The 20,893-nt window shown below is 40.3% G+C and carries 14 protein-coding genes; 3 read left to right on the top strand and 11 right to left on the bottom strand.

Annotated elements, in window-relative coordinates; translation table 11 throughout:
- The first annotated feature begins 8 nt into the window (after nucleotides 1–8).
- A complete protein-coding gene (locus AKG98_RS08810) occupies nucleotides 9–1,289 on the top strand; it encodes a HAMP domain-containing sensor histidine kinase (RefSeq protein ID WP_067044370.1) in 1,281 nt (426 codons plus the stop codon).
- A gap of 58 nt (nucleotides 1,290–1,347) precedes the next feature.
- Here AKG98_RS08810 and AKG98_RS08805 read toward each other — a convergent pair whose 3' ends face one another.
- The gene (locus tag AKG98_RS08805; RefSeq protein WP_067044368.1) at nucleotides 1,348–2,400 is read right to left on the bottom strand and encodes an aldo/keto reductase; all 1,053 of its coding nucleotides are present in this window, start codon (nucleotides 2,398–2,400) and stop codon (nucleotides 1,348–1,350) included.
- 410 nt (nucleotides 2,401–2,810) lie between these two features.
- On the opposite strand from AKG98_RS08805, the gene AKG98_RS08800 reads away from it, so the two are divergent.
- Nucleotides 2,811–3,665, top strand: coding sequence for an RNA polymerase sigma factor RpoD/SigA (locus AKG98_RS08800; protein ID WP_067044365.1), 855 nt, complete (start codon nucleotides 2,811–2,813; stop codon nucleotides 3,663–3,665).
- 72 nt (nucleotides 3,666–3,737) lie between these two features.
- Here the strand turns inward: AKG98_RS08800 and AKG98_RS08795 are convergent, their stop codons facing one another.
- Nucleotides 3,738–4,232: a methylated-DNA--[protein]-cysteine S-methyltransferase gene (locus AKG98_RS08795; RefSeq protein WP_067044362.1), complete on the bottom strand. Its 495-nt coding sequence runs from the start codon at nucleotides 4,230–4,232 to the stop codon at nucleotides 3,738–3,740.
- 430 nt (nucleotides 4,233–4,662) lie between these two features.
- Here AKG98_RS08795 and AKG98_RS08790 point away from each other — a divergent pair, with 430 nt between their 5' ends.
- A complete protein-coding gene (locus tag AKG98_RS08790; RefSeq protein WP_067044359.1) occupies nucleotides 4,663–6,546 on the top strand; it encodes a methyl-accepting chemotaxis protein in 1,884 nt (627 codons plus the stop codon).
- On the opposite strand, the gene AKG98_RS08785 is transcribed toward AKG98_RS08790, so the two are convergent.
- The 9 genes from AKG98_RS08785 to AKG98_RS08745 all read right to left on the bottom strand — a co-directional run bounded on the left by AKG98_RS08785 (nucleotide 6,543) and on the right by AKG98_RS08745 (nucleotide 19,901).
- Entirely contained in the window at nucleotides 6,543–8,054 is a 1,512-nt protein-coding gene (locus tag AKG98_RS08785) for a methyl-accepting chemotaxis protein (RefSeq protein ID WP_067044357.1), read from the bottom strand. The two genes, AKG98_RS08790 and AKG98_RS08785, sit on opposite strands and share 4 nt — an antisense overlap.
- Before the next feature lie 183 nt (nucleotides 8,055–8,237).
- Entirely contained in the window at nucleotides 8,238–9,965 is a 1,728-nt protein-coding gene (locus tag AKG98_RS08780; protein WP_067045146.1) for an LruC domain-containing protein, read from the bottom strand.
- Between the two features lie 13 nt (nucleotides 9,966–9,978).
- Nucleotides 9,979–10,485: a hypothetical protein gene (locus AKG98_RS08775; protein WP_067044355.1), complete on the bottom strand. Its 507-nt coding sequence runs from the start codon at nucleotides 10,483–10,485 to the stop codon at nucleotides 9,979–9,981.
- 275 nt (nucleotides 10,486–10,760) lie between these two features.
- Complete coding sequence (locus AKG98_RS08770; protein WP_067044352.1) at nucleotides 10,761–12,482, bottom strand: LruC domain-containing protein; 1,722 nt, start codon at nucleotides 12,480–12,482, stop codon at nucleotides 10,761–10,763.
- Between the two features lie 14 nt (nucleotides 12,483–12,496).
- Entirely contained in the window at nucleotides 12,497–13,003 is a 507-nt protein-coding gene (locus AKG98_RS08765) for a hypothetical protein (protein WP_067044347.1), read from the bottom strand.
- A gap of 297 nt (nucleotides 13,004–13,300) precedes the next feature.
- The gene (locus AKG98_RS08760; RefSeq protein WP_067044343.1) at nucleotides 13,301–15,031 is read right to left on the bottom strand and encodes an LruC domain-containing protein; all 1,731 of its coding nucleotides are present in this window, start codon (nucleotides 15,029–15,031) and stop codon (nucleotides 13,301–13,303) included.
- A 17-nt stretch (nucleotides 15,032–15,048) separates the two neighbouring features.
- Nucleotides 15,049–15,552, bottom strand: a complete 504-nt coding sequence (locus AKG98_RS08755; protein WP_067044340.1) for a hypothetical protein — start codon at nucleotides 15,550–15,552, stop codon at nucleotides 15,049–15,051.
- Between the two features lie 389 nt (nucleotides 15,553–15,941).
- A complete protein-coding gene (locus AKG98_RS08750) occupies nucleotides 15,942–18,605 on the bottom strand; it encodes a VolA/Pla-1 family phospholipase (RefSeq protein WP_067044338.1) in 2,664 nt (887 codons plus the stop codon).
- Nucleotides 18,606–18,641: 36 nt separating this feature from the next.
- On the bottom strand, nucleotides 18,642–19,901 hold the full coding sequence (locus tag AKG98_RS08745) for an outer membrane protein transport protein (RefSeq protein ID WP_067044335.1): 1,260 nt from the start codon (nucleotides 19,899–19,901) through the stop codon (nucleotides 18,642–18,644).
- Nucleotides 19,902–20,893 lie beyond the last annotated feature (992 nt).

Raw genomic sequence — 20,893 nt, 5'->3', positions numbered from 1 at the left:
TTTATGTTATGAAGTTAAGACCCAGTTTACGGTTGTATTTTCTTGGCGCTATGTTGTTTCTTGGTGTCAGTATGGCCATTATGTTTTCTGCGCTCACGGTCAATTATTTTGTTGAAGGCATGGACTCGGTATTACGTGGCACCATGGTCGAAGTTGCTGATACAGAAGGGTTAGAAGTACAAGATGGCCAGCCTGAGATGTTGCTGGATTTCTATGTCTCAAGTCGCTGGCAAGATCTTCCCGCTGAGGCGAGAGACAATTTCGTAACACCACCGACGAATATGTTTGAATTAAACAAGCACATTATTAAAGATGAGTTATTTTCGCCCCCGAGTGCTGTGCACTTTTTGATGGTGATGGAAACGAAACAGGGGCAATTATTGTATATCTATAAGTCCTATACGGGTGATTTACATGCTCGCTTGTCCGGTGGACCCGGTTCTCAGTTTTTCTGGATCCCAGTATTTGGTTTAGGTGGCATTGCGGTGTTTGCTTTGTTATTAATCATGGTGATGCGTCGTGTAGCCTCGCCTGTCGAAGCATTACGAGATTGGGCCAAGTCATTAAATGCTGAAAGCTTACAGCAACCGCCACCCGAATTTAAATACAAAGAGCTGAACACGTTAGCGAAAATTGTGCATAACAGTCTTAATTCGGTGCAAGAGAGCCTTGATCGCGAACATGAGTTTTTGCGTAATGCCAGCCATGAATTACGTACACCAATCGCGGTTATCCGTACTAATGTTGAATTGCTGAATAAAATCAACAGCAAATCACCCATGACAACCAAACAGCAGCAAGTTATTGAACGCATCGAACGCGCGGGTTTTACCATGAGTCACTTGACTGAAACCTTGCTGTGGTTGAGTCGAGATGAGTCATTATCATTAACCCCTGAACTTGTTAAATTAGACGAACAAATTATGCAAACGGTAGAAGATTTAAGCTATTTATTACGCGGTAAATCAGTAACCGTTGAACTTGATACCAGTGAATGGCAAGTGGAATTACCAGCCACTGCCTGCCGAATTGTTCTCGCTAATTTGATCCGTAATGCATTTCAGCACACCGATACGGGTGTTGTGACTATTCGCCAACAGCAAGGGCAAGTTGTCATTCGTAATGTGAATGACGATGTTGATACAGCGGTGCTGGGGAGCAGTAACATCAACGATTTGGGGTTTGGCTTGGGGGTTAAATTGACCGACAAACTCACTGCGCGTTTTAACTGGCAACATAAGCGTGAAATTGAATCTTCTGGGCATCGAGTGACTGTTAATTTTGATTAATATTGAACATCGGACTTATTAGATTAAAGGCTATTTAGTGAACTAAATAGCCTTTTTATTAAAACGGTGCTGGATAACGTTTAAATACCGATTCAATATCCGCTAATGCTTGTGGTGTTAGCGGCGTTGAAAAGGCTGAAATGTTTTCTTTTAATTGCGGTAGTGTTGTCGCACCAATAATGGTCGATGTGACCCCGTCTACTTGATCGCACCAGGCTAAAGCCAATTGTGCTGGTGTAAGACCGTGCTGGTGGGCGATGTCAACATACTCTGCAGTCGCAAGGTGGGCACTTTCAGTATTTCTATATAATTTATTGCGTTGCGAGAATGTCCAGCGACTGCCTTCCGGTCGCGCATTGTTTAAATACTTTCCTGATAACATGCCTGTCGCCAGTGGAGACCAAGGTAAATAGGCGATATTTTCATGCACGCAGTTTTCGATTAAGTAGGGCCAGTCTTTCGCGTGCAATAAGCTGAATTCATTTTGAATTGACACCATGCGCGGCAGGTCATATTGTTCACTGAGCTTCAGGTAAGTATTAATTCCCCAGGTGGTATCGTCAGACAAACCACAAAAGCGGATCTTGCCTGCATCAACACAACGTTTTAACCCTTGTAAAATATCAAGCATTTGTGCGGTATGGTCGGCGGCATTGATATCACTAAAGCGGATCTTATTGGGACTGTGCTGACTAAAGTGCGGATTAGGGCGGTTTGGCCAGTGCAGCTGGAATAAGTCGATATAACTGGTCTGTAGACGCTTTAACGAAGCATCTACAGCTTGAACGATCGCATCACCAGTAATCGGTCCACCGTTACGTACCCAAGGCAATCCGGGGCCTGCAATCTTAGTGGCTAACACTATGTCTTTACGACGATGTGGGTTGGCCGCTAGCCAATTTCCAATAATAGTCTCTGTTTTACCATAGGTATCTGCTGACGGCGGCACTGCATACATTTCAGCCGTATCAATAAAGTTCACGCCCTGTGATAACGCGTATTCGATTTGTTGATTGGCGTCTTGCTGGTTATTCTGAAAACCCCACGTCATACTGCCTAAACAGACTCGGGACACAGACAAACCGCTACTACCTAGTGTTGAAAATTGCATTATCATCCTTATGCTGCTTCGTTTTCATCATTATACGTCTGCTAATACCATTAATCGACCCAACAGCGAATAAATAATGTCGGACTACGGGCTGCCTTGTTAGCGGTAACTTTATAAAATAGTTAATGATATCACTTTGTCTTTTAGTATCAATGATTTACGCATTTAAAACAAGGTAATAACAACCGGTTTGTCAATGGGCATTGATCTGACCAGACGTTTTAGATCTATATTATTTGAAGTGCTGCACATAAACGTGAAACCTTGTCGCATTATTTTATTATTACATTATGAGTACCTAGTTATTAATACTTTTGAGTGTTCTAATGATTTTATAAGGTGATTGATGACAGTATTAGATCGGAATATTTACATAAGGTTAAGCCGTTAAGACTTCATAGGACTGAAAAATGGAATTATCTCAGGAATCAAATGCGTTAGATGCGTATATGCAACAAGTGAATAAAAAAAGTACGCTGCTGACAAAAGAAGAAGAGTATGAAGTTGCAGTCGCTGTTGGTAAGGGGGATTTACGCGCCAAAAATCGCATGATTGAAGCCAATCTACGTTTAGTGATTAGCGTTGCTAAACGTTACCAGTATAGCGCTATTCCTTTAGTCGATATAATCCAAGAAGGGAACACAGGATTAATTCGTGCTGTTGAAAAATTTGATGCGAATAAAGGCTATCGTTTTTCTACTTATGCTATTTGGTGGATAAAAAATAACATTGAGCGCTGTATCATGAATAGCGCTCGTACCATTCGTATCCCCATTCATGTCGGTAAAATGCACAAAAGTATTGCTAAGGTTGCCAGAGAGCTCGGATTAGATGTTGGCAGTGATAACGATTTGGTTGTGATAGCCAAGGTACTCGAAACCGATGTAGATGAAGTAATGGAAATCATGTCGTATTATTTTAATGAATTGAGTCTAGATAAAGGCATTATTACTGGGAATGATTCGGTTACCACCCTTGCTGATATCATTAAAGACGAATCGGCAAGTACACCGAGTGAAGAGATTGAAGGTGGCAGCACGCGCGATTATCTTTTAGCATTATTAGAAAACTTACCAGAATGTGAACGTCGTGTCGTTGAATTGCGGTTTGGGTTAACAGGCGAGGAGCCGTTGAGCTTGTTAAGAATTGGTGAGCGCTTATCAATTTCTCGTGAAAAAGCGCGGACTATCATTCGCTCGAATCTGAGAAGACTAAAGCCTAGATTATTAGTGAATAGTGTACAGCAACATGATTACATCTCTTAATATCAAATAACAGTAACACTGCGCTGTATCGCTTGCTGGTACGCTATTCGTTGGTAACAGCAAGCACTTTGATTATCTCTTTTTTTCGAGTGAGAGTAGTTGCTGTTTTAATTCTAAGCCATAAGCATAACCCACTAGTTTCTTATTCGCGCCTATCACCCGGTGGCACGGAATAATAATTGGGATAGGATTTTTGTTATTGGCCATACCTACCGCTCTTGATGCATTTGGATTACCTAGTCCCGCTGCAATGTCCTTATAACGGCGTGTCTCACCATACGGTATTTTAGTTAATTGCTGCCACGCATGACGTTGAAATACGGTACCTGTAGGATTCAGTTCTAACTCAAAAGTGTGGCGTTCATTATTGAAGTATTCACGTAGTTGTTGCTTCGCGTTATTAAAAAAAGTACTGGAGTGTTGCCAGTCGGCAGCAATGTTAATTTCTTTGGTATCATTATCAATCAATAGCTGGCTAATGCCTTTTTCATCTCCGACTAAGATGATGAGGTAATCTTGTTCATCTGAAGGGGTTGCTAGTTGGATGGTGAATTTATCGTAATACATAACGGCTTTACAACTTGATCTTATAATTTCGAGGCATAAAGTTTAGTTTAATTTTACAATATTTGTTGTTATCTGGATCAGATAAATTGCACCGTAATCTATCCATATTAAAAATAAGTTATGTGTATTTTTAATTATTAACCTTTAAGGGGTAAGTTAATGTTCTCCTTTTTGTTCTTTTTTTCCTTTAGCAAATATTTCTAATTTGTTTATACGACTAAAGTCGGTAATTTCTTTTCCTGTGCCTCAACCATGAGTATTAATCAATTTATTGCGATCAGTTACTGAAAACAATAAACCACTAAGTATTATAAAGCCTATCTAATATACCTTTTAATAAGGGGGGAGGAATACCCGTTTCATAGGGCGATCTGCTGTATTGGTATTAACCTTTAGACACCTTAATTTTATTATTTAAAAGGAGTTAAATATGAATAACCTGTCGATCAAGGTAAAACTGTCAGGTTTAGCTGGGCTTGTTTCTTTATGTCTTGTTGTCTTATCTATGATTGCACTGAGTTCGTTTAACAACATCGCAATGTTGAATGAAACATTAGTATTAGTGAAAGATAGTGAAGTTGATATGTTGCAGTTACGCCGAAATGAGAAGGATTTTTTAACCCGACTAGATGTTAAGTATCAGACCAAATTTGAGCGTAATTATGAACAGTTAACGGTCCGAATTAATCAATTAAAGCAGAAAATTGAAGGATTAGACTGGGAGAATGGGAAAGACGCGGAACTGGTCAATTTATTACAGTATCTTAAAGATTATCAACATTCATTTTATAATATAGTCGCTATTTATAAAAAAATTGGTTTTACGCATGAAACTGGCTTACGTGGTACGTTAAGGCGTGCTGTACATGATGCAGAATCATTAGTCAGAAAATCAAATCAGTTGCAGTTAACCGCTGATATTCTCATGCTAAGACGTAATGAAAAAGACTTTATGTTACGAAAACTGCAAAAGTATAAACAAAAATTTGAGCGTAATTATTCATTTTTTAATCTACATTTGAAGGCATCAGCACTTGATGTCACCGTGAAACGAGCAATTGAATTGAAAATGACGGATTACCGTCTTAAATTTATGCAGCTTTTTGATGGGTATCAACAGTTTGGTCTAACTCCAGATACAGGATTTCAGGGGGTGATGCGTGACTCAATACATAAAACTGAGGCTATTTATCACCAACTGACTCATGAATTAGAAACGAACATTATCGCGCAAAATAACCGTATTTATAATCAATTATTATTGATAACAATACTGCTTATTATCATCATCGTCTCTGCAGTTCTATCCATCTCTTATTCTATTAATACACGTTTGGACTTATTGAAGTCACACCTTCGTGATGTGGCTATAAAGTCGGGCGATTTATCCGTGTCTTTAAAAATCAGTGGTCGAGATGAAATTACATTGATTTGCAAATACTTTAATCAATTTGTGGATAATTTAAAAAACACATTTAATCAAATACCCATTTTTTCAGAACATTTAGAACAAGCGTCTAAAATTAATGCGGCAGTATCATCTCAGACACATCAATTAGCCGTAACGCAACAAGTGGAGTCAGATCAGTTAGCGGATGCGGTATCTAAGATGGTCTTGGCGACAGAAGATATTACGCACAATATACATGTCGCCGCCAATTCTGCCAAAGAAGCGAATAAATCAGTATTACAAGGTAAAGCGACCATTCACCATGTTAGTCATTCGATTAATGCGCTTGCTGAACAATTACAGTCCTCGGTAGACGTCGCGAATAATCTCGCTGAAAATGGTAATAGCATTAGTATTGTTTTAGATGTTATTCGCGACATTGCCGCGCAGACTAACTTACTTGCACTCAATGCTGCTATAGAAGCCGCTCGCGCAGGCGCTAACGGACGCGGATTTGCTGTGGTCGCGGATGAAGTGAGGACACTAGCACAACGGACTGCTGCGTCGACAGTACAAATCCAAGCGCTCATTGAAAATCTACAAAAAAATGTGTTTAGTACAGTTGATGTCATGCAAAACGGATCTGCGGGTGCATTAAGCACCGCGCAAGATGCGGCTAATTCTATGGAAATACTCGATGATATTAGTGATAACGTACAACAGATATTTGAATTAAATACCAATATCGCACGAGCATCGAAAGAGCAGGGCGTGATGTCGACTAAGATAAATCAGAACATCATGAGCATTAATGCAACGGTACGAGAAACCGCGAAGCAATCCAACGAAACGAGTCAATCAAGCTCAAGGATAAAGAATATTGCCGTTGAGCTGCAAGCGTTAGTCGCGACATACCGGTTTTAGTTGGCTGGAATAAAGGTTTTAGCCAAATTACTAATCGTATCAATATCGGCTTTCAACTCATCCATTTGAGCCACCACGGTGTCGGTATGTTGCCAGTTCTGTTCTGAACCTTGCTTAATATCGATAACGTGGTTGTTGATCTCATTTGATACCATACTTTGCTCTTCAGCTGCCGTGGCAATCTGCATCGATAGGAGTGACAGTTGCTGCATCTTCTCATGAATGATAGCAATGGCTTGATCTGACTGTTCTGCTTTCTCGACACACTGATCGGCATTGTTTTTGTTTTTTTTCATCATAATGAGCCAGTCATTAATTGTTTCTAGCATGGTCGATAAACTAGAATGAATGTGTTCTGCCGTCTCTTGTGTGCGTGATGACAAAGTGCGTACTTCATCTGCTACCACGGCAAAACCACGGCCTTGTTCGCCTGCTCGTGCCGCTTCAATAGCTGCGTTCAATGCCAATAGATTTGTTTGGTCGGCAATCGATTGAATGTCGGTCATCAAACTCCCCACATTTTGCGCTTCGGTATTGAGCTTATCTGCGGCGGTAGATGCTTGTTCCACTTCATTGGCTAGTTGTTTAATTTCAATCGTGGTTGTGTTAATGCCATCTTGGGCCATTTCACACAGTTTAAAGGTGGCGTTAATTTCATCTGATGTTTCGACACTATTACGTACAATTTCATCGGTAGAGGTGAGCATTTGCGACATAGCAGTGCTTACTTCGGTTAATTCTTGTTGTTGATTTACCAAGTTCGTTCTGATTTGCTCTGTCCCGAGTGAGACGGTTTTAATCACGTTTTGCACTGGTTTAGTTGAATCTAAAGTACGTTCTAAAATGGCTTTTATTTTCGTTTTTAAAAGTCCCATATTAAAATCAAAGACGCTGGCGGTCCCTTTACCAAAATACACTTGGCGGCTGACGCTATCAAACGTGGATTGCATACGTTGCGCTTTTTGTGCCATTGGGATGATATCTTGCCAGAATACAAGCATGGGTGTTACTGCTGCAAAAAAGGCAATAACGGAGGCTGCGAGCCCCAAATAGTGGTAGATAAAGACTTGTGAGACAAGACTGATGAAGGTTAACAGGATAAAGCGTTGAGTACGTGTAAACTCAAACAGTAGTCCTTTACCTTGCAAATTTTTGTAGACATTACTTGCTCGGCTTACCATTTGCGGTGTCGCAGGTGTACCGACTTCTTGATGACCAACTATTTTACCGTTTTCAAATTGCGGGGTAATGAAGATATCAAACCAAACATCATTACCTTTGTTTGTTGTTTTACAAATAATCCCCTGCCAAGAGAAACCTTGTGCCAAGGTTTTTCTTATTTCTTCTATCACAGATGGAGGCATAGTTGACGAGTTCAGTTCTCGGCTATTCTTTCCTAATAATACGTCTTGTGTATATCCTAATGCGTCACAATAGTGATTGTTAACATACGTGTATTCACCTTTGTCGTTTACTAATGAAATCAATTGCGCAGCGCTATTAGCCATCAAGTTACCTATTAATGAATACCATGGGATAAAAAACCAAAATAACATTGAACTTACTTAGAGTCATCTTATAGTTACTTTTTATGTGGTTATTGTCGACGATGGATGCATATTATGCAGGTATTCGTGATGTAAAAACAAAAACCGAAGGGGTCACCTCGGTTTGATGGTATTCATTCATGATTAGCATTTCCAACATTTGCCATTATTAGGGTGGTTATACCAAGATGGAGTATTCACGCCACTGCTTTCAACCCAACCTCGGAACTGAGGATAAGCGGATAATATATCAATATACTCTAATGGATGACGCCATGATGTTGTGACGTTAAGTGCCCAAGGGTGACCCGCGGCCGTTCGGTAGTAAGTATGCGTTCCTGCATTCGAATCATCATCACCTGTACCGAGTAAAGTGAGGTCAGCTAAATCGGACGGTTCTTTATTCGCGAGGTGGATTTCTTTACCGCGTTCGCTGACACGATAGATAAACGGATTGAACGGTGCACTGCCGAGTGTTGTTACATCAACAGGATCTGTAAACACCATCTTAAATACGAGTGGCACCTGTGGTCGATCATCCCCATCTTGACTGTTGTAAAATGGATAAGCGCCTGCGGGTAATACAGCAAAAATATTGTCGATGAGCACTATCACGACTTCTCCAGTATGACCTGCTTCAGGTGTCAGCGTGCTGCCATTGCCATCTATTATCATCGTCGCGCTTTCTATATTAACTGAATCTGTTCCCGGGAAACTAATCGCGAATGCATTCGCATACATCGCACCACGCGCCACCGCGTTACCTGTCATCGAGACCTCTTTTACTTCGCCTGCAGCATTCGTAATTCTATTGAATGTGTGTAGAAGTACAAAGTCATTAAGATCGTAATCCCCTTTGTCTGGCCATAGGTCTTCAAACACCAATGTGGATTGTGCTGAGAAATTATTAAAGGCTCGTTCTGGATCGCTTGGGTAATCATCTGTTGTATCTGGTACCCCATCTTCATCACAGTCGATACCTATATCTACCCAAGTCACAATCGCTTGCTCACTCATTAAACCATTTGAATCGGTAGCGGTGACTTGCACGCGCCACGTTTCACCTGCGGCTGTTTGACTGGTTAATACGGTATTACCTTGATGATCTGTTTTACCTGCCACGTCATCATCGACTACGTTGCCTTGACCTATATCCACAAACCAACGGTATGAATAGGTTACGCTATCTCCATCTGGATCGGACGGTGTCGGACCTGTTACATTAACCACCAAATTATCTGTAGCTTGGGTACAAGTACTTGGTGTCATTGATAGCGTTGGTTGTGATGGTGGGCTGTTGTTCGTTTCTATATAGGTGATGGTTAATAAACTGTAATCAAGAATTGTTACCCAGCCATAGTTATTCATATCAACATCGATGAAGGTATTGATTAAACCATCATCCGTGATCGAGGAGATCGGAATATCAAACGTTGTCTCTGACCATGTGTTATTTGAACCTTGCAATAAACCTGGGTTCAAATCGATGCCATCAATACTGACGCCATCATACTCACCGGTTGCACCATGAAATATTTCTGAATCAATATCATAACTACGTATCCATAACGTCGCACTTTGGATCTGAACTAAGGGGTTAGTGATAATAACGGCGAAACTGTGTTGCCAACCAAAATCCTGTGATGCGTTGGTGTAATAATTAAAGCCCCCATTTTGTGGGCCAATACCCGAAGGCGTATAATGTGGTGCAGTACTCGATACATCAATTTTTTGTGTGTAGGTGAATGAACCATAACCATGATCGACAGTATTTTCTGTTGTGGCTAAGGCCAAGGCTGAATTTGTTACTACAGAACTGGATAGTGCAAGTAGGGCAAGGTAACAGAGTTTATTGAATTTAAATGTATGCATACCTCTACCTACTTTATAATAAATCAGAATCAATAACCACATCACAACCCAGAACTTGTGTCGCTGTTATTTGTTCTTTGTATAGAGTATTGATACAAATTAAATCAAGTAATTGGCTTTTTACTGTGATGCCTAGCCATGAATTCACAAGTGTGAGTAACACTTCCACTTCACCTTTATCAGTGGTCATTGCCTTTAAAAATGGCGTTGTATTTGTTTTGTTATTTTCATTCAGACTGTAGATTTCGATATAATATTTACCGGTAAGTGCAAGAGGAGCGCCGTTTAACTGGGTTATATTACTCACATGTTTAAAGGTAACGACTTTTGTACTTTGCATCTCCCAGTTGAAGTCTGTTGGTACTATGGTGTCAGGAAATATGATTGGTATAGATGCGGTGTTCGTATTGATCCCATTTTCTCCTGAGCCATTTGTGTTACCTGCAGGGCTAGAGTCACCATCACCACAACCTGCGACTAATATAGATGTCATAAAAAATACAAGAAGAGTGTCCTTCATAATGTACACCTTATTTCATGATTATCAGTTAAAGCAAAACTCAAGGCTTTATCAATAATAAATAAGGATTAGGTTTACCTTGAATTTTATAAGGATACTTGCAAGTGGGATACCACTTATTAATTTGTGTATAAACAATGGCGTGTGGTTTTATTAAAATTTTTTGGTGTATTGCCTCGCATTTTGCAATGCAAATTAGGAGTGAAGATTGGGTTAATGGTAAAAAAGCCTAGGGGCTAACCTAGGCTTGACGTGTGTCGATCAATTATAAGTTATCAGCATTTCCAACAATACGTATTGTTAGGGACATTATACCAAGTCGGGTTCGTTACACCGCCACTTTCTGCCCATACTTGTATTTGTGGATAAGCAAGTAATACATCGATATATTCATATGGGTGACTCCATGCCGAAGGAACGAGGAGTGCCCAAGGATGACCATCTGTTGTTTGATAGTAAGTCGCCGACCCAACATCTGAAGCATCATCACCTGTACCAAGTAACGCGAGATTGGCTAAATCAGTTGGCGTTTTATTCATCAGATGAATTTCTTTACCACGTTCACCAACACGATAGATGAATGCGTTGTATGGTGCATCGCCAAGAGCCGCGACAGTAACTGGCGTCGTAAATACAGCATTGAACGCGAGTGATATGAACGGTCTGTCATCGCCATTTTGGGTGTTGTAGTAAAGAAACGCGCCAGCCGGTAATACATCGAACACATTGTCGATCAGTACCATCACCGCTTCACCAGTATGGCCAGCTTCAGGTGTTAGAGCGCTTGTGCTACCGTCAATGGTCACAGTCGAACTTTCAATATTCGATCCTTCAGTGCCAGGCAAACTAATCGCAAATGCATTCGCATAACTTGCACCACGAGCAACTGCTGAGCCTACCATCTCAATTTCTTTTATATTACCATCCGCATTTGTGATTTTATTGAATGTATGGGTAAGCACAAAGTCATTGAAGTCATAATCACCTTTATCAGGCCATAGATCTTCATACGCTAACGTTCCTTCAGGGTAATAATTATTAAAGGCGCGTTCTGAATCGTCAGGGTAGTCATCATAGATATCATCGACACCATCGCCGTCACAATCGGTACTAATCGAGATCCATGTCGAGAATTCAGGGTCACTCATTAGACCGTTTGAATCAACAGCGGTAACTTGAGCACGCCATGTTTCTCCGTCGACAGTCTGACTTGATAATACAGTGTCACCTTGGTGATCTGTTTTACCTGCAACTTCATCATCAACTACACTACCTTGACCGATATCCACAAACCAACGATATAAGTAGCTTACGGTATCGCCATCAGGATCTGTTGGTGTCGGACCTGTTACTGAAACAACCAGATCACTCGCAGTTGTAGCGTCGCAACTCGATGGCGACATTGATAATTCTGGTTTGAATGGTGGACTATTAGTGGTTTCCATATAGGTGATCGTGAGTAAACTGTAATCAAGTTTTGTTACCCACTGCCCAGCAGTGTTCATATCAATATCGATAAATGTATTGATTAATCCATCATCCGTAATAGAGGAAATAGGTACATCAAATGGGGTTTCAGACCACGTCCCATCTGTACCTTGTAATATGCCTGGGTTTAAGTCGACCCCATCAACACTGATACCATCATATTCACCGGCAAGACCATGAAAGGCTTCTGAGTCAACATCATAGGCACGAATGAGTAATGTCGCAGTTTGAATTTGTACTAAGGGATTGCTTATTACGTCTGCAAAACTGTGTTGCCAACCGAAATCTTGGTTATGCCAAGAATAAATGTTAAAACCACCAGATGCTGGAGGGGTATAATGGGGTGCTGTACTGGAGACATCAATTTTTTGTGTATAGGTGAACGTACCATCACCATGATCAACAGTGCCTTCTTCTGTCGCCGCGGCTAATACAGATGTTGATAATACTGAGCTTGATAATGCAAATAGACCAAGACAACAGAGCTTATTTAATTTAAATTTATGCATACCGATATCTACCTTTATAATAAGTCAGAATCAAGAACAACGTCACAACCAAGCGCTTGTGTTGCTGTTATTTGTTCTTTGTATAATGTATTGATGCAAACGGAATCGTCGAGTTGAGTCTTCACCGTGATGCCTTTCCATGAATTTAAAAGCGTTAGCAATAGTTTTGCTTCCCCTTGTCTGTTGGTCATGGCTTTTAAGAAGGGCGTTGTACTGGTCGTGTTGTTTTCATCAATACTGTAGATTTCGATATAATGTTTTCCAGAAACATTAAGTGGAACACCAGCAAATTGGCTAATGTTACTGACGTGCTTAAAGTTAACGAATTCTGAATTTCGCATCTCCCAGTTAAATCCAGCTGGTACTATTGTGTCTGAAAAAATGGCGGGTGTAGCCGCTGCACTACTGGTGTTCCCATTGGCTTCAGTGTTATTCGCGTTACCTCCAGGGCTTGAGTCATCACCGCCACAACCGGCGAACAATATGGATGTCATAAACAGTACAAGAGGAGTTTTCTTCATAGCTTACACCTTAATTTTATTAAGTTTCGTAAATTAAAATCCAAGAATTTATAAGCAACCAACTAGTATTACGGTTACCTCGAATCTTGTAAGTGATATTGCAAATGAAGTGCCATCTTTATATGTTTTAATAAACAATGGATTAAGGTTTTGATAGGGAGGGGAACGTGATTTATTCGCATTTTGCAGTGCAAATTAGGGATTAGGCACTAAGCGGGTAGTTAAAAAGCCTAGGGGTTAACCTAGGCTTGACGTGTGTCGATCAATTATAAATTATAAATTATCAATTATAAGTTATCAGCATTTCCAACAATACGTATTGTTAGGGACATTATACCAAGTCGGGTTCGTTACACCGCCACTTTCTGCCCATACCTGCATTTGTGGATAAGCAAGTAATACATCGATATATTCATATGGGTGACTCCATGCTGAAGGAACGAGGAGTGCCCAAGGATGACCATCTGTTGTTTGATAGTAAGTACTCGTACCAACATCTGAAACATCATCACCTGTACCAAGTAACGCGAGATTGGCTAAATCAGTTGGCGTTTTATCCATCAGATGAATTTCTCTACCTCGTTCACCAACACGATAGATGAATGCGTTGTATGGTGCGTCGCCAAGAGCCGCGACAGTAACTGGCGTCGTAAATACAGCATTGAACGCGAGTGATATGAACGGACTGTCATCGCCATTTTGGGTGTTGTAGTAAAGAAACGCGCCAGACGGTAATACATCGAACACATTGTCGATCAATACCATCACCGCTTCACCAGTATGTCCAGCTTCAGGTGTTAGAGCGCTTGCGCTACCGTCAATGGTCACACTCGAACTTTCAATATTAGATCCTTCAGTGCCAGGTAAACTAATCGCAAATGCATTTGCATAACTCGCACCACGAGCAACTGCTGAGCCTACCATCTCAATTTCTTTTATATTACCATCCGCATTTGTGATTTTATTGAATGTATGACGAAGCACAAAATCATTGAAGTCATAATCACCTTTATCAGGCCATAGATCTTCATACGCTAATGTTCCTTCAGGGTAATAATTATTAAAGGCGCGTTCTGGATCTTCAGGGTAATCATCATAGATATCATCGACACCATCGCCGTCACAATCGGTACTAATCGAGATCCATGTCGAGAACTCAGGATCACTCGCTAGGCCGTTTGAATCAACAGCGGTAACTTGCGCACGCCATGTTTCTCCGTCTACAGTCTGACTTGATAGTACAGTGTCACCTTGGTGATCAGTCTTACCTGCAACTTCATCATCAACGACACTACCTTGACCGATATCTACAAACCAACGATATAAGTAGCTTACGGTATCGCCATCAGGATCTGTTGGTGTTGGACCTGTTACAGAAACAACCAGATCACTCGCAGTTGTAGCGTCGCAACTCGATGGCGACATTGATAATTCTGGTTTGAATGGAGGACTATTCGTTGTCTCCATATAAGTAATCGTGAGTAAACTGTAATCAAGCGTTGTCATCCAGCCATTAACACCTGGGCCGAAATTCATATTAATATCGACGAAAGTATTGATGAAACTATCATCCGTAATTGATGAGATGGGAACGTCGAACGAGGTTTCAGACCATGTGTCATTTGCGCCTTGTAATAGACCCGGGTTTAAATCAACGCCATCCACACTGATTCCATCATATTCACCCGCGGTTCCCCAAGATGCTTCTGAATCAATATCGAAGCCACGTATTAATAATGTTGCAGTTTGGATTTGAATTAAAGGATTGGTTAAAATGTCAGGGAAGGAGTGTTGCCAACCGTAATCTTCGTTATAGCCACTGTAAATATTAAAACCACCAGATGCTGGAGGGGTATAATGGGGTGCTGTACTGGATACATTAATTTTTTGTGTATAGGTAAATGTACCATCACCATTGTTGACAGTGCCTTCTGTTGTCGCCGCGGCTAATACAGATGTTGATAATACTGAGCTTGATAATGCAAATAGACCAAGACAACAGAGCTTATTTAATTTAAATGTGTGCATATCTATATCTATCCTTATTATAAGTCTGAACCAATAATAACGTCACAACCAAGCGCTTGTGTTGCTGTTATTTGTTCTTTGTGTAGTGTATTGATACAAACAGAATCTTTTAAATGAGTCTTCACTGTTATGCCGCTCCATGAATTTAAAAGCGTTAGCAATACTTCTGCTTCGCCGTGTCTGTTGGTCAGGGCTTTTAAGAATGGGGTGGCACTCGTCTCGTTGTTTTCATCGATACTGTAGATTTCGATATAATGTTTGCCAGGGACAGCAATAGGTAAGTTACCAATTTGGCTAATATTACTGACGTGTTTAAAGTTAACCGTTTCTGCGTTTTGCATCTCCCAATTGAATCCAGCTGGTATTATTGTGTCTGAAAAAATGGCGGGTGTAGCAGCGGCACTACTGTTGCTCCCATTGGCTTCAGTGTTATTCGCGTTACCTCCAGGGCTTGAGTCATCACCGCCACAACCGGCGAGCAATATAGATGTCATAAACAGTACAAGAGGAATTTTCTTCATAGCTTACACCTTAATTTTATTAAGTTTTGTAAATTAAAATCCAAGCATTTATAAGCAACAAACTAGTATTACGGTTACTCGAATCTTGTAAGGGGTATTGCAAATGAAGTGCCATATTTATATCTGTTAATAAACAATATATTAAGGTTTTTATAGGGAGGGGATCGTGATTGATTCGCACTTTGCAATGCGATATGTGACGCATAATATAATGAAATACTAGTATTTAGCAGGTTTTTAAATTATTCATGGTGATGATAGTGGACTTAAAATCTGGGATTTTTTTAATTTATTCGAATCTATTATTTAACGAATGTGAACCAATAGCATCGCAATGATGATGCCATTGGTTCGTATTAACTATGGTTATCTATACGCGAACTGTACTCTTAGCCCCCTACACTTTGTGGAAGTAGTGCGGGGTCTATGTATTTTAATATATTCAATGGATTATCTATATTTTCAATATTATCTCGTTCTAAATCAGAATTAAGATCTAAAAGTAAGAAATCAGGGTTATCAACGCTAATTGCACGACCATCTTGCGCTAGAAATGTCCCAATTTCAAAGTTGAGTTCTACTGCTGGACAAGCAGCATTCGTCCCCAACATGCATAACATACTGGGCATTGGCATCATAGCCGTCGTGTGAGTTGCACTCGAGTTGAAACGAGCGATAATGTTTAAATCTTTATCGTCGTCTGGAATGCTTTCTTTCAGACTATCTAAATGTAGCGCTGTTGCGAGTGGCTCTGTACCACCTAACGCACTGTATTTGGACGTTTGATTCGGCACGACTTGATCACCTGCTGCTTCCATTAAATAAACAGGGCCAGTTACTTTTGCTGATAGCGAAAGTGGATCTACTGTGTCCATAACGGTTTGAGCTGCATAGGAGAACTGAGAGAACATTGTTTCCATTTCTGATATGAGAGGTTCTCCAAGGTTCGCGGTATACTCATCTAGACATGTTTTAATATCGACGAAACCTGATTTGTCACCACAAAGGGCCTTATAATTCGCATAATCACTGTATTTTCCTTCAGAGGCGAGTAATATGCCATGCTTGACTACAGGGCCTAATGTTTCAGATTCGAGTAAAACGGATGCAATATTGCCACCCGGATTAGCGAATGCTCCGGCGGTAAACTTGAATAAACGGTCATTCAACGCTTTATCATTTATAACGGCTTGATTAGCAATGCTATAGCTAGAAATACCTGATATTGCCCCCATAGAATGGCCATAGTAACTAATCTTATCTTGATCAAGCTTCTTAAGAACCTCACCCGCGATATTATCTTGCGACATTCCCGAACTCAGTGCGACACGTAAACCGATAGTGTCGATAATACTTTGGCGCAGATTATCCCGACCAACAGTTAAGTGCGCTAGATTCATAAACACATCGGGAGTGGCACTATTGGTTACAATATCATGATTTCCTTTTGCTCCATCTGGATCTTCTAAGCCTCGTTCACCATGCAGATAGGTATCGATGGCCACGATAGCAGTTCTATTGGTTTTATACTCGATCAGCTGCTCCATTGTCGGAACGAATAAGTAAGCAAGCTCTTTTAGACCTGTGATTCCATGTTGAAAAACAGTGATCTTGCTCAGTTCGCTTTGGGAAGATTTATCGCTTGGGGCAAAAAATATAATAGGGACGTCTTGGACGGACTTAATTTTCGGGATCGGACTATATTTGGTGATGAGTCTTTCTTCATCTAGCAGCTTACCATTAGTAAGCGTTATTTCTTGTCCACTCAATTTAATCAGTTCATTAATGTCTAGATTAAACAGTTTCTGAGTATCAATGTTAAGTTCACTCAGTTTATTTGTCACTGCTTGTTTGTCTGCTTCTGAAAACTCAGAACCCGGTGAGAGTACACGTTTTATTTTTGCCACACTTGGAGTGGCACTTTGCCAAGGGGTTGTACTCCACAAATCATCTTTGACTTCCGTCGTAGAAAAAATAGGGAGGGTCACCGTTCCGTGATAAACATCTATTTTATTGTCAACATCAGCGCCTCCAAGAAACGAGAGGAACATTGTTGTACACTGTTCAATATCAGTGATGCCGAAAGTAGTACATATCGAAGGATCGGCTATTAGCATACTCTTTATCATTTCACGCGCAACAGGGTCCGTTTTAAAAGCCTCTTCATAATAACCCGCTACTTTTTCATCTAGTGTGATTTTATACAAATCATCGAGTGCTGCGTTGTTTGGGTTGGCACTATCATGCCAAATATCAGCAAAATTTAAGCTCTCTGAAGGGTCTAACACTTTAGCTATGACAGCTTTAGTCGCCGTTAGCGACGCACCGATAGATTCAGTCGTAAACCAGCTAGCATAAATAATTGTATCTGGGTTAACTTTATGTGCTTTGAATCTAGCTTCTATGCGATTAGTTAGGGTGTTCGCTGCGCCTAACTCTGGACTTGGAGGCGTACTTGATGACTTTAAATAAGCGTAGGACAGCGTCATTCCCACGGGTTGACCTTTATTATCTTTCAGCTCGCTAGTAAGAGCGTACATATAATTACTTGCTGCTAGTAGCGGTTTCAATAGTTTAATTGTCAGGCTAAAGTCTTCAATTTCAACGGAATAATCCTCACCATAAACAAGCATATTCTCAAGACGTTTATGACTCTGAGATTCAGCTGTTGGGTCGTTAGTGATCATAATCTTGAAAACGTTGCTGAGATCTTGAGTTTTATCTAATGGCTCACCGGTAAAGCTGATCGTGATTGGTTGAGAAATACTCCAACCATCATTTTTCCCCATCGCCACGGCAGGATCTGTCTGATCGTTTGGATCCGTTGCGGTCTTTTCGCTATCGATTGTGCCATCGAAAGGGTCCATCGCAATGAAGCTTGGCGTAATCACAACTGGTATTTCTGAAAGTAAGTCAAAATTTATCTTGGTTTCGGCTTCCAAACTTTTATCAATAACGCTGTCATGACTTGGATTTCCGGTTGTTTTCTTATCACCACAGGCGGTTAAAGAAAAGCAAGCTGCAATAATTATCGCTAATAAGCTTTTATTCATTTTATTTATTCCTTTATATTATGGAACCAGTGGTGATTAAAATTTGTAGTTAACTTGAACTGCTGCCAGTAAAGCATCACCTGTAGAAGTAAACGCGTGTGTTGTTCCTGGCTGAGGATTACTTGGTGATGTTTCTTCTTCAAAACTTGATTTGGCACTTTGTAAATAAGTGATCCCTAAATCAAAAGAGAGGTTGTCGCTATAGGTATAACTTGTTCCTGCTGAGTACCAGTAACGATCTGAGTCTGGGATGCTAAGAGTCGATTGACCTGCGCGTTGGTCATACGCTAGGCCTGCACGTAACATCCATTTCGGGCTGACTGTATATGTTGCGCCAACGGCAAATCGGAATGTGTCGTTATAATCTTCATCTTTGGTAAAGCAGCTCCCTGCGACGCCACCTGCATGACATTGAGCACTGGTTGCATCAAGGCTTTCAAACTGACTGTATTGTGTCCACTGCACGCTGTAGTGCACAGCCCATAGCGGGTTCAGCTGATGAAAACCAGAGAACTCGGCAATAGCGGGAAGAACAACAGGCAGTTTTCCCTGAACTGCAACACCTTTGTTGCTATTTCCTGTAATCGAGCCGGTATAATCTGTAAAATCACCTTTAAAATCCATATCAACCTGTGAACGGTAGCTTAAACCGAAGCGGTTATTTTCATCGATTTCATACAAGGTACCAATGTTCCATCCCCAACTGTAGGTGTCACCTTCCATCTTCATTATTAACGTATCGGGTGTGATATTTCCTCCCCAGCGACGACTTAGTTCTGCGGTGCCATAAACAAGGCTAACACCCGCTCCGATACTGAGTTGATCATTCACTTTATACGCGAGATTAGGGTTAATGTTAAAAGTTGCTAATGAGGTTTTTCCGGCAGCAAGACCAGCATTAAAATCTACGGGATAATCAGTTCCGACACCATAGTTGGAAAATAATCCTAAACCGACAGCAAATTTTTCATTGATTGGTTGAATGTAATATGCAGCCGGAACATAAGCGCTCGGTGCGATATTATTCGCTTTCTGATCGAAAGTTTCGTCGTTAACATCGATGGAAGGCATGATAGCGGTGAAACTACCCGAAACCTCGGCCCGATCAAATCGAGTCATCGCTGCTGGGTTATTCGCGAGCACTGCTGCTGTGTCTGCAATCGCGGCTTCTCCGGCAAACGCACGGCCGAGACCAGCCCCTGAATGTTCTGAGACCTGAAACCCAGCACCGTAAGAATTGATTGAAGTTATTGACGCAATAATAACGAAAAGGTTTGATTTAATTTTAATAGACATACCATTGTCCCTATTTTTATATAATTTCTAATTAGCACCAAACTTCAGTCAGATTAATTTGACGTTGGGGTTTTGGTGCTGTTTAAATATTTTAACGGCTGAAAGATGTATATATTTATACTCTTCAGATTACTCATTCACGTAAAAACATTAGGATTAATATTGGCTATCTGTTGGGCATCCTTTCCAAGGTAATATCTCTATTTTATTTAATCCTTCTACAGCGCTAGATGTATCGGATGACCTTCGTCATCTATCTGCTAAATTAAAGCTAATTTTTGAAATCCTTATCAAATGCGTATTAGAATCTAATTATTTAGTATTACCTCGTAAAGGTATTTTTATATAAGTTGCTTTTTTTAACTGTGTTTTATAAAAAACTTGGTTGTTTAAACTATGATGAGGGATGCTAGTGGAAGATTGGGTTGTTGATTATAACTTGTTGTTTTGTAGTGGTTAACGTGGTTTTTGTAAAATTGGGTAAGCTCGACGTCGGATGAGTTTGCAAATATTGAAAAATAATTCTAATACGAAAATCAATACGTGGAGCCAAAGCTCTAATAAACGGCTGTTTTTTTAGTCTTTATAACCACCTGTTATATATGCAGGAATATCCATATTTATTTCATCTGTTTCTTTAGTGGTATATGTTTTTATTTAAAGTGAAAATTAAGCATAATAATGGAAGGGGACGTGAAATAATGCCTACAATAAATAATACTTAATTTATTTGTTATTAAAATTAATGAAATTATCTAGTCCAATGTTTAATTTAAATATAATGCGAATGAGACTTAGTTTTATTATTGTCTATGATGATGGGGCTATTTTCGTTAGTTAATAGGTGTGAAATATACTCATTTCACCTCAAAAAATTCATCATTGAATCGTACCTACCGTAGTCCTCGATGTGGCTAATTGAAAACGTCAAAGGCATTGAGTAACAATACGCAAATACCAAATAAGTTATGACTCTATAAAGAGTCAATTTC

The organism is Moritella sp. JT01 (genome assembly GCF_001574435.1).
In the GTDB taxonomy this organism is placed as follows: Bacteria; Pseudomonadota; Gammaproteobacteria; order Enterobacterales; family Moritellaceae; genus Moritella.
This window is presented reverse-complemented; position numbering and strand designations above follow the sequence as displayed.

Bases quoted from the DNA above. Each gene is read 5' to 3' on its own strand.
- AKG98_RS08760 (WP_067044343.1), bottom strand. From the start codon at position 15,031: ATGCACACATTTAAATTAAATAAGCTCTGTTGTCTTGGTCTATTTGCA.
- AKG98_RS08745 (WP_067044335.1), bottom strand. From the start codon at position 19,901: ATGTCTATTAAAATTAAATCAAACCTTTTCGTTATTATTGCGTCAATA.
- AKG98_RS08800 (WP_067044365.1), top strand. From the start codon at position 2,811: ATGGAATTATCTCAGGAATCAAATGCGTTAGATGCGTATATGCAACAA.
- AKG98_RS08780 (WP_067045146.1), bottom strand. From the start codon at position 9,965: ATGCATACATTTAAATTCAATAAACTCTGTTACCTTGCCCTACTTGCA.
- AKG98_RS08775 (WP_067044355.1), bottom strand. From the start codon at position 10,485: ATGAAGGACACTCTTCTTGTATTTTTTATGACATCTATATTAGTCGCA.
- AKG98_RS08795 (WP_067044362.1), bottom strand. From the start codon at position 4,232: ATGTATTACGATAAATTCACCATCCAACTAGCAACCCCTTCAGATGAA.
- AKG98_RS08810 (WP_067044370.1), top strand. From the start codon at position 9: ATGAAGTTAAGACCCAGTTTACGGTTGTATTTTCTTGGCGCTATGTTG.
- AKG98_RS08805 (WP_067044368.1), bottom strand. From the start codon at position 2,400: ATGCAATTTTCAACACTAGGTAGTAGCGGTTTGTCTGTGTCCCGAGTC.
- AKG98_RS08755 (WP_067044340.1), bottom strand. From the start codon at position 15,552: ATGAAGAAAATTCCTCTTGTACTGTTTATGACATCTATATTGCTCGCC.
- AKG98_RS08790 (WP_067044359.1), top strand. From the start codon at position 4,663: ATGAATAACCTGTCGATCAAGGTAAAACTGTCAGGTTTAGCTGGGCTT.
- AKG98_RS08770 (WP_067044352.1), bottom strand. From the start codon at position 12,482: ATGCATAAATTTAAATTAAATAAGCTCTGTTGTCTTGGTCTATTTGCA.
- AKG98_RS08765 (WP_067044347.1), bottom strand. From the start codon at position 13,003: ATGAAGAAAACTCCTCTTGTACTGTTTATGACATCCATATTGTTCGCC.
- AKG98_RS08750 (WP_067044338.1), bottom strand. From the start codon at position 18,605: ATGAATAAAAGCTTATTAGCGATAATTATTGCAGCTTGCTTTTCTTTA.
- AKG98_RS08785 (WP_067044357.1), bottom strand. From the start codon at position 8,054: ATGGCTAATAGCGCTGCGCAATTGATTTCATTAGTAAACGACAAAGGT.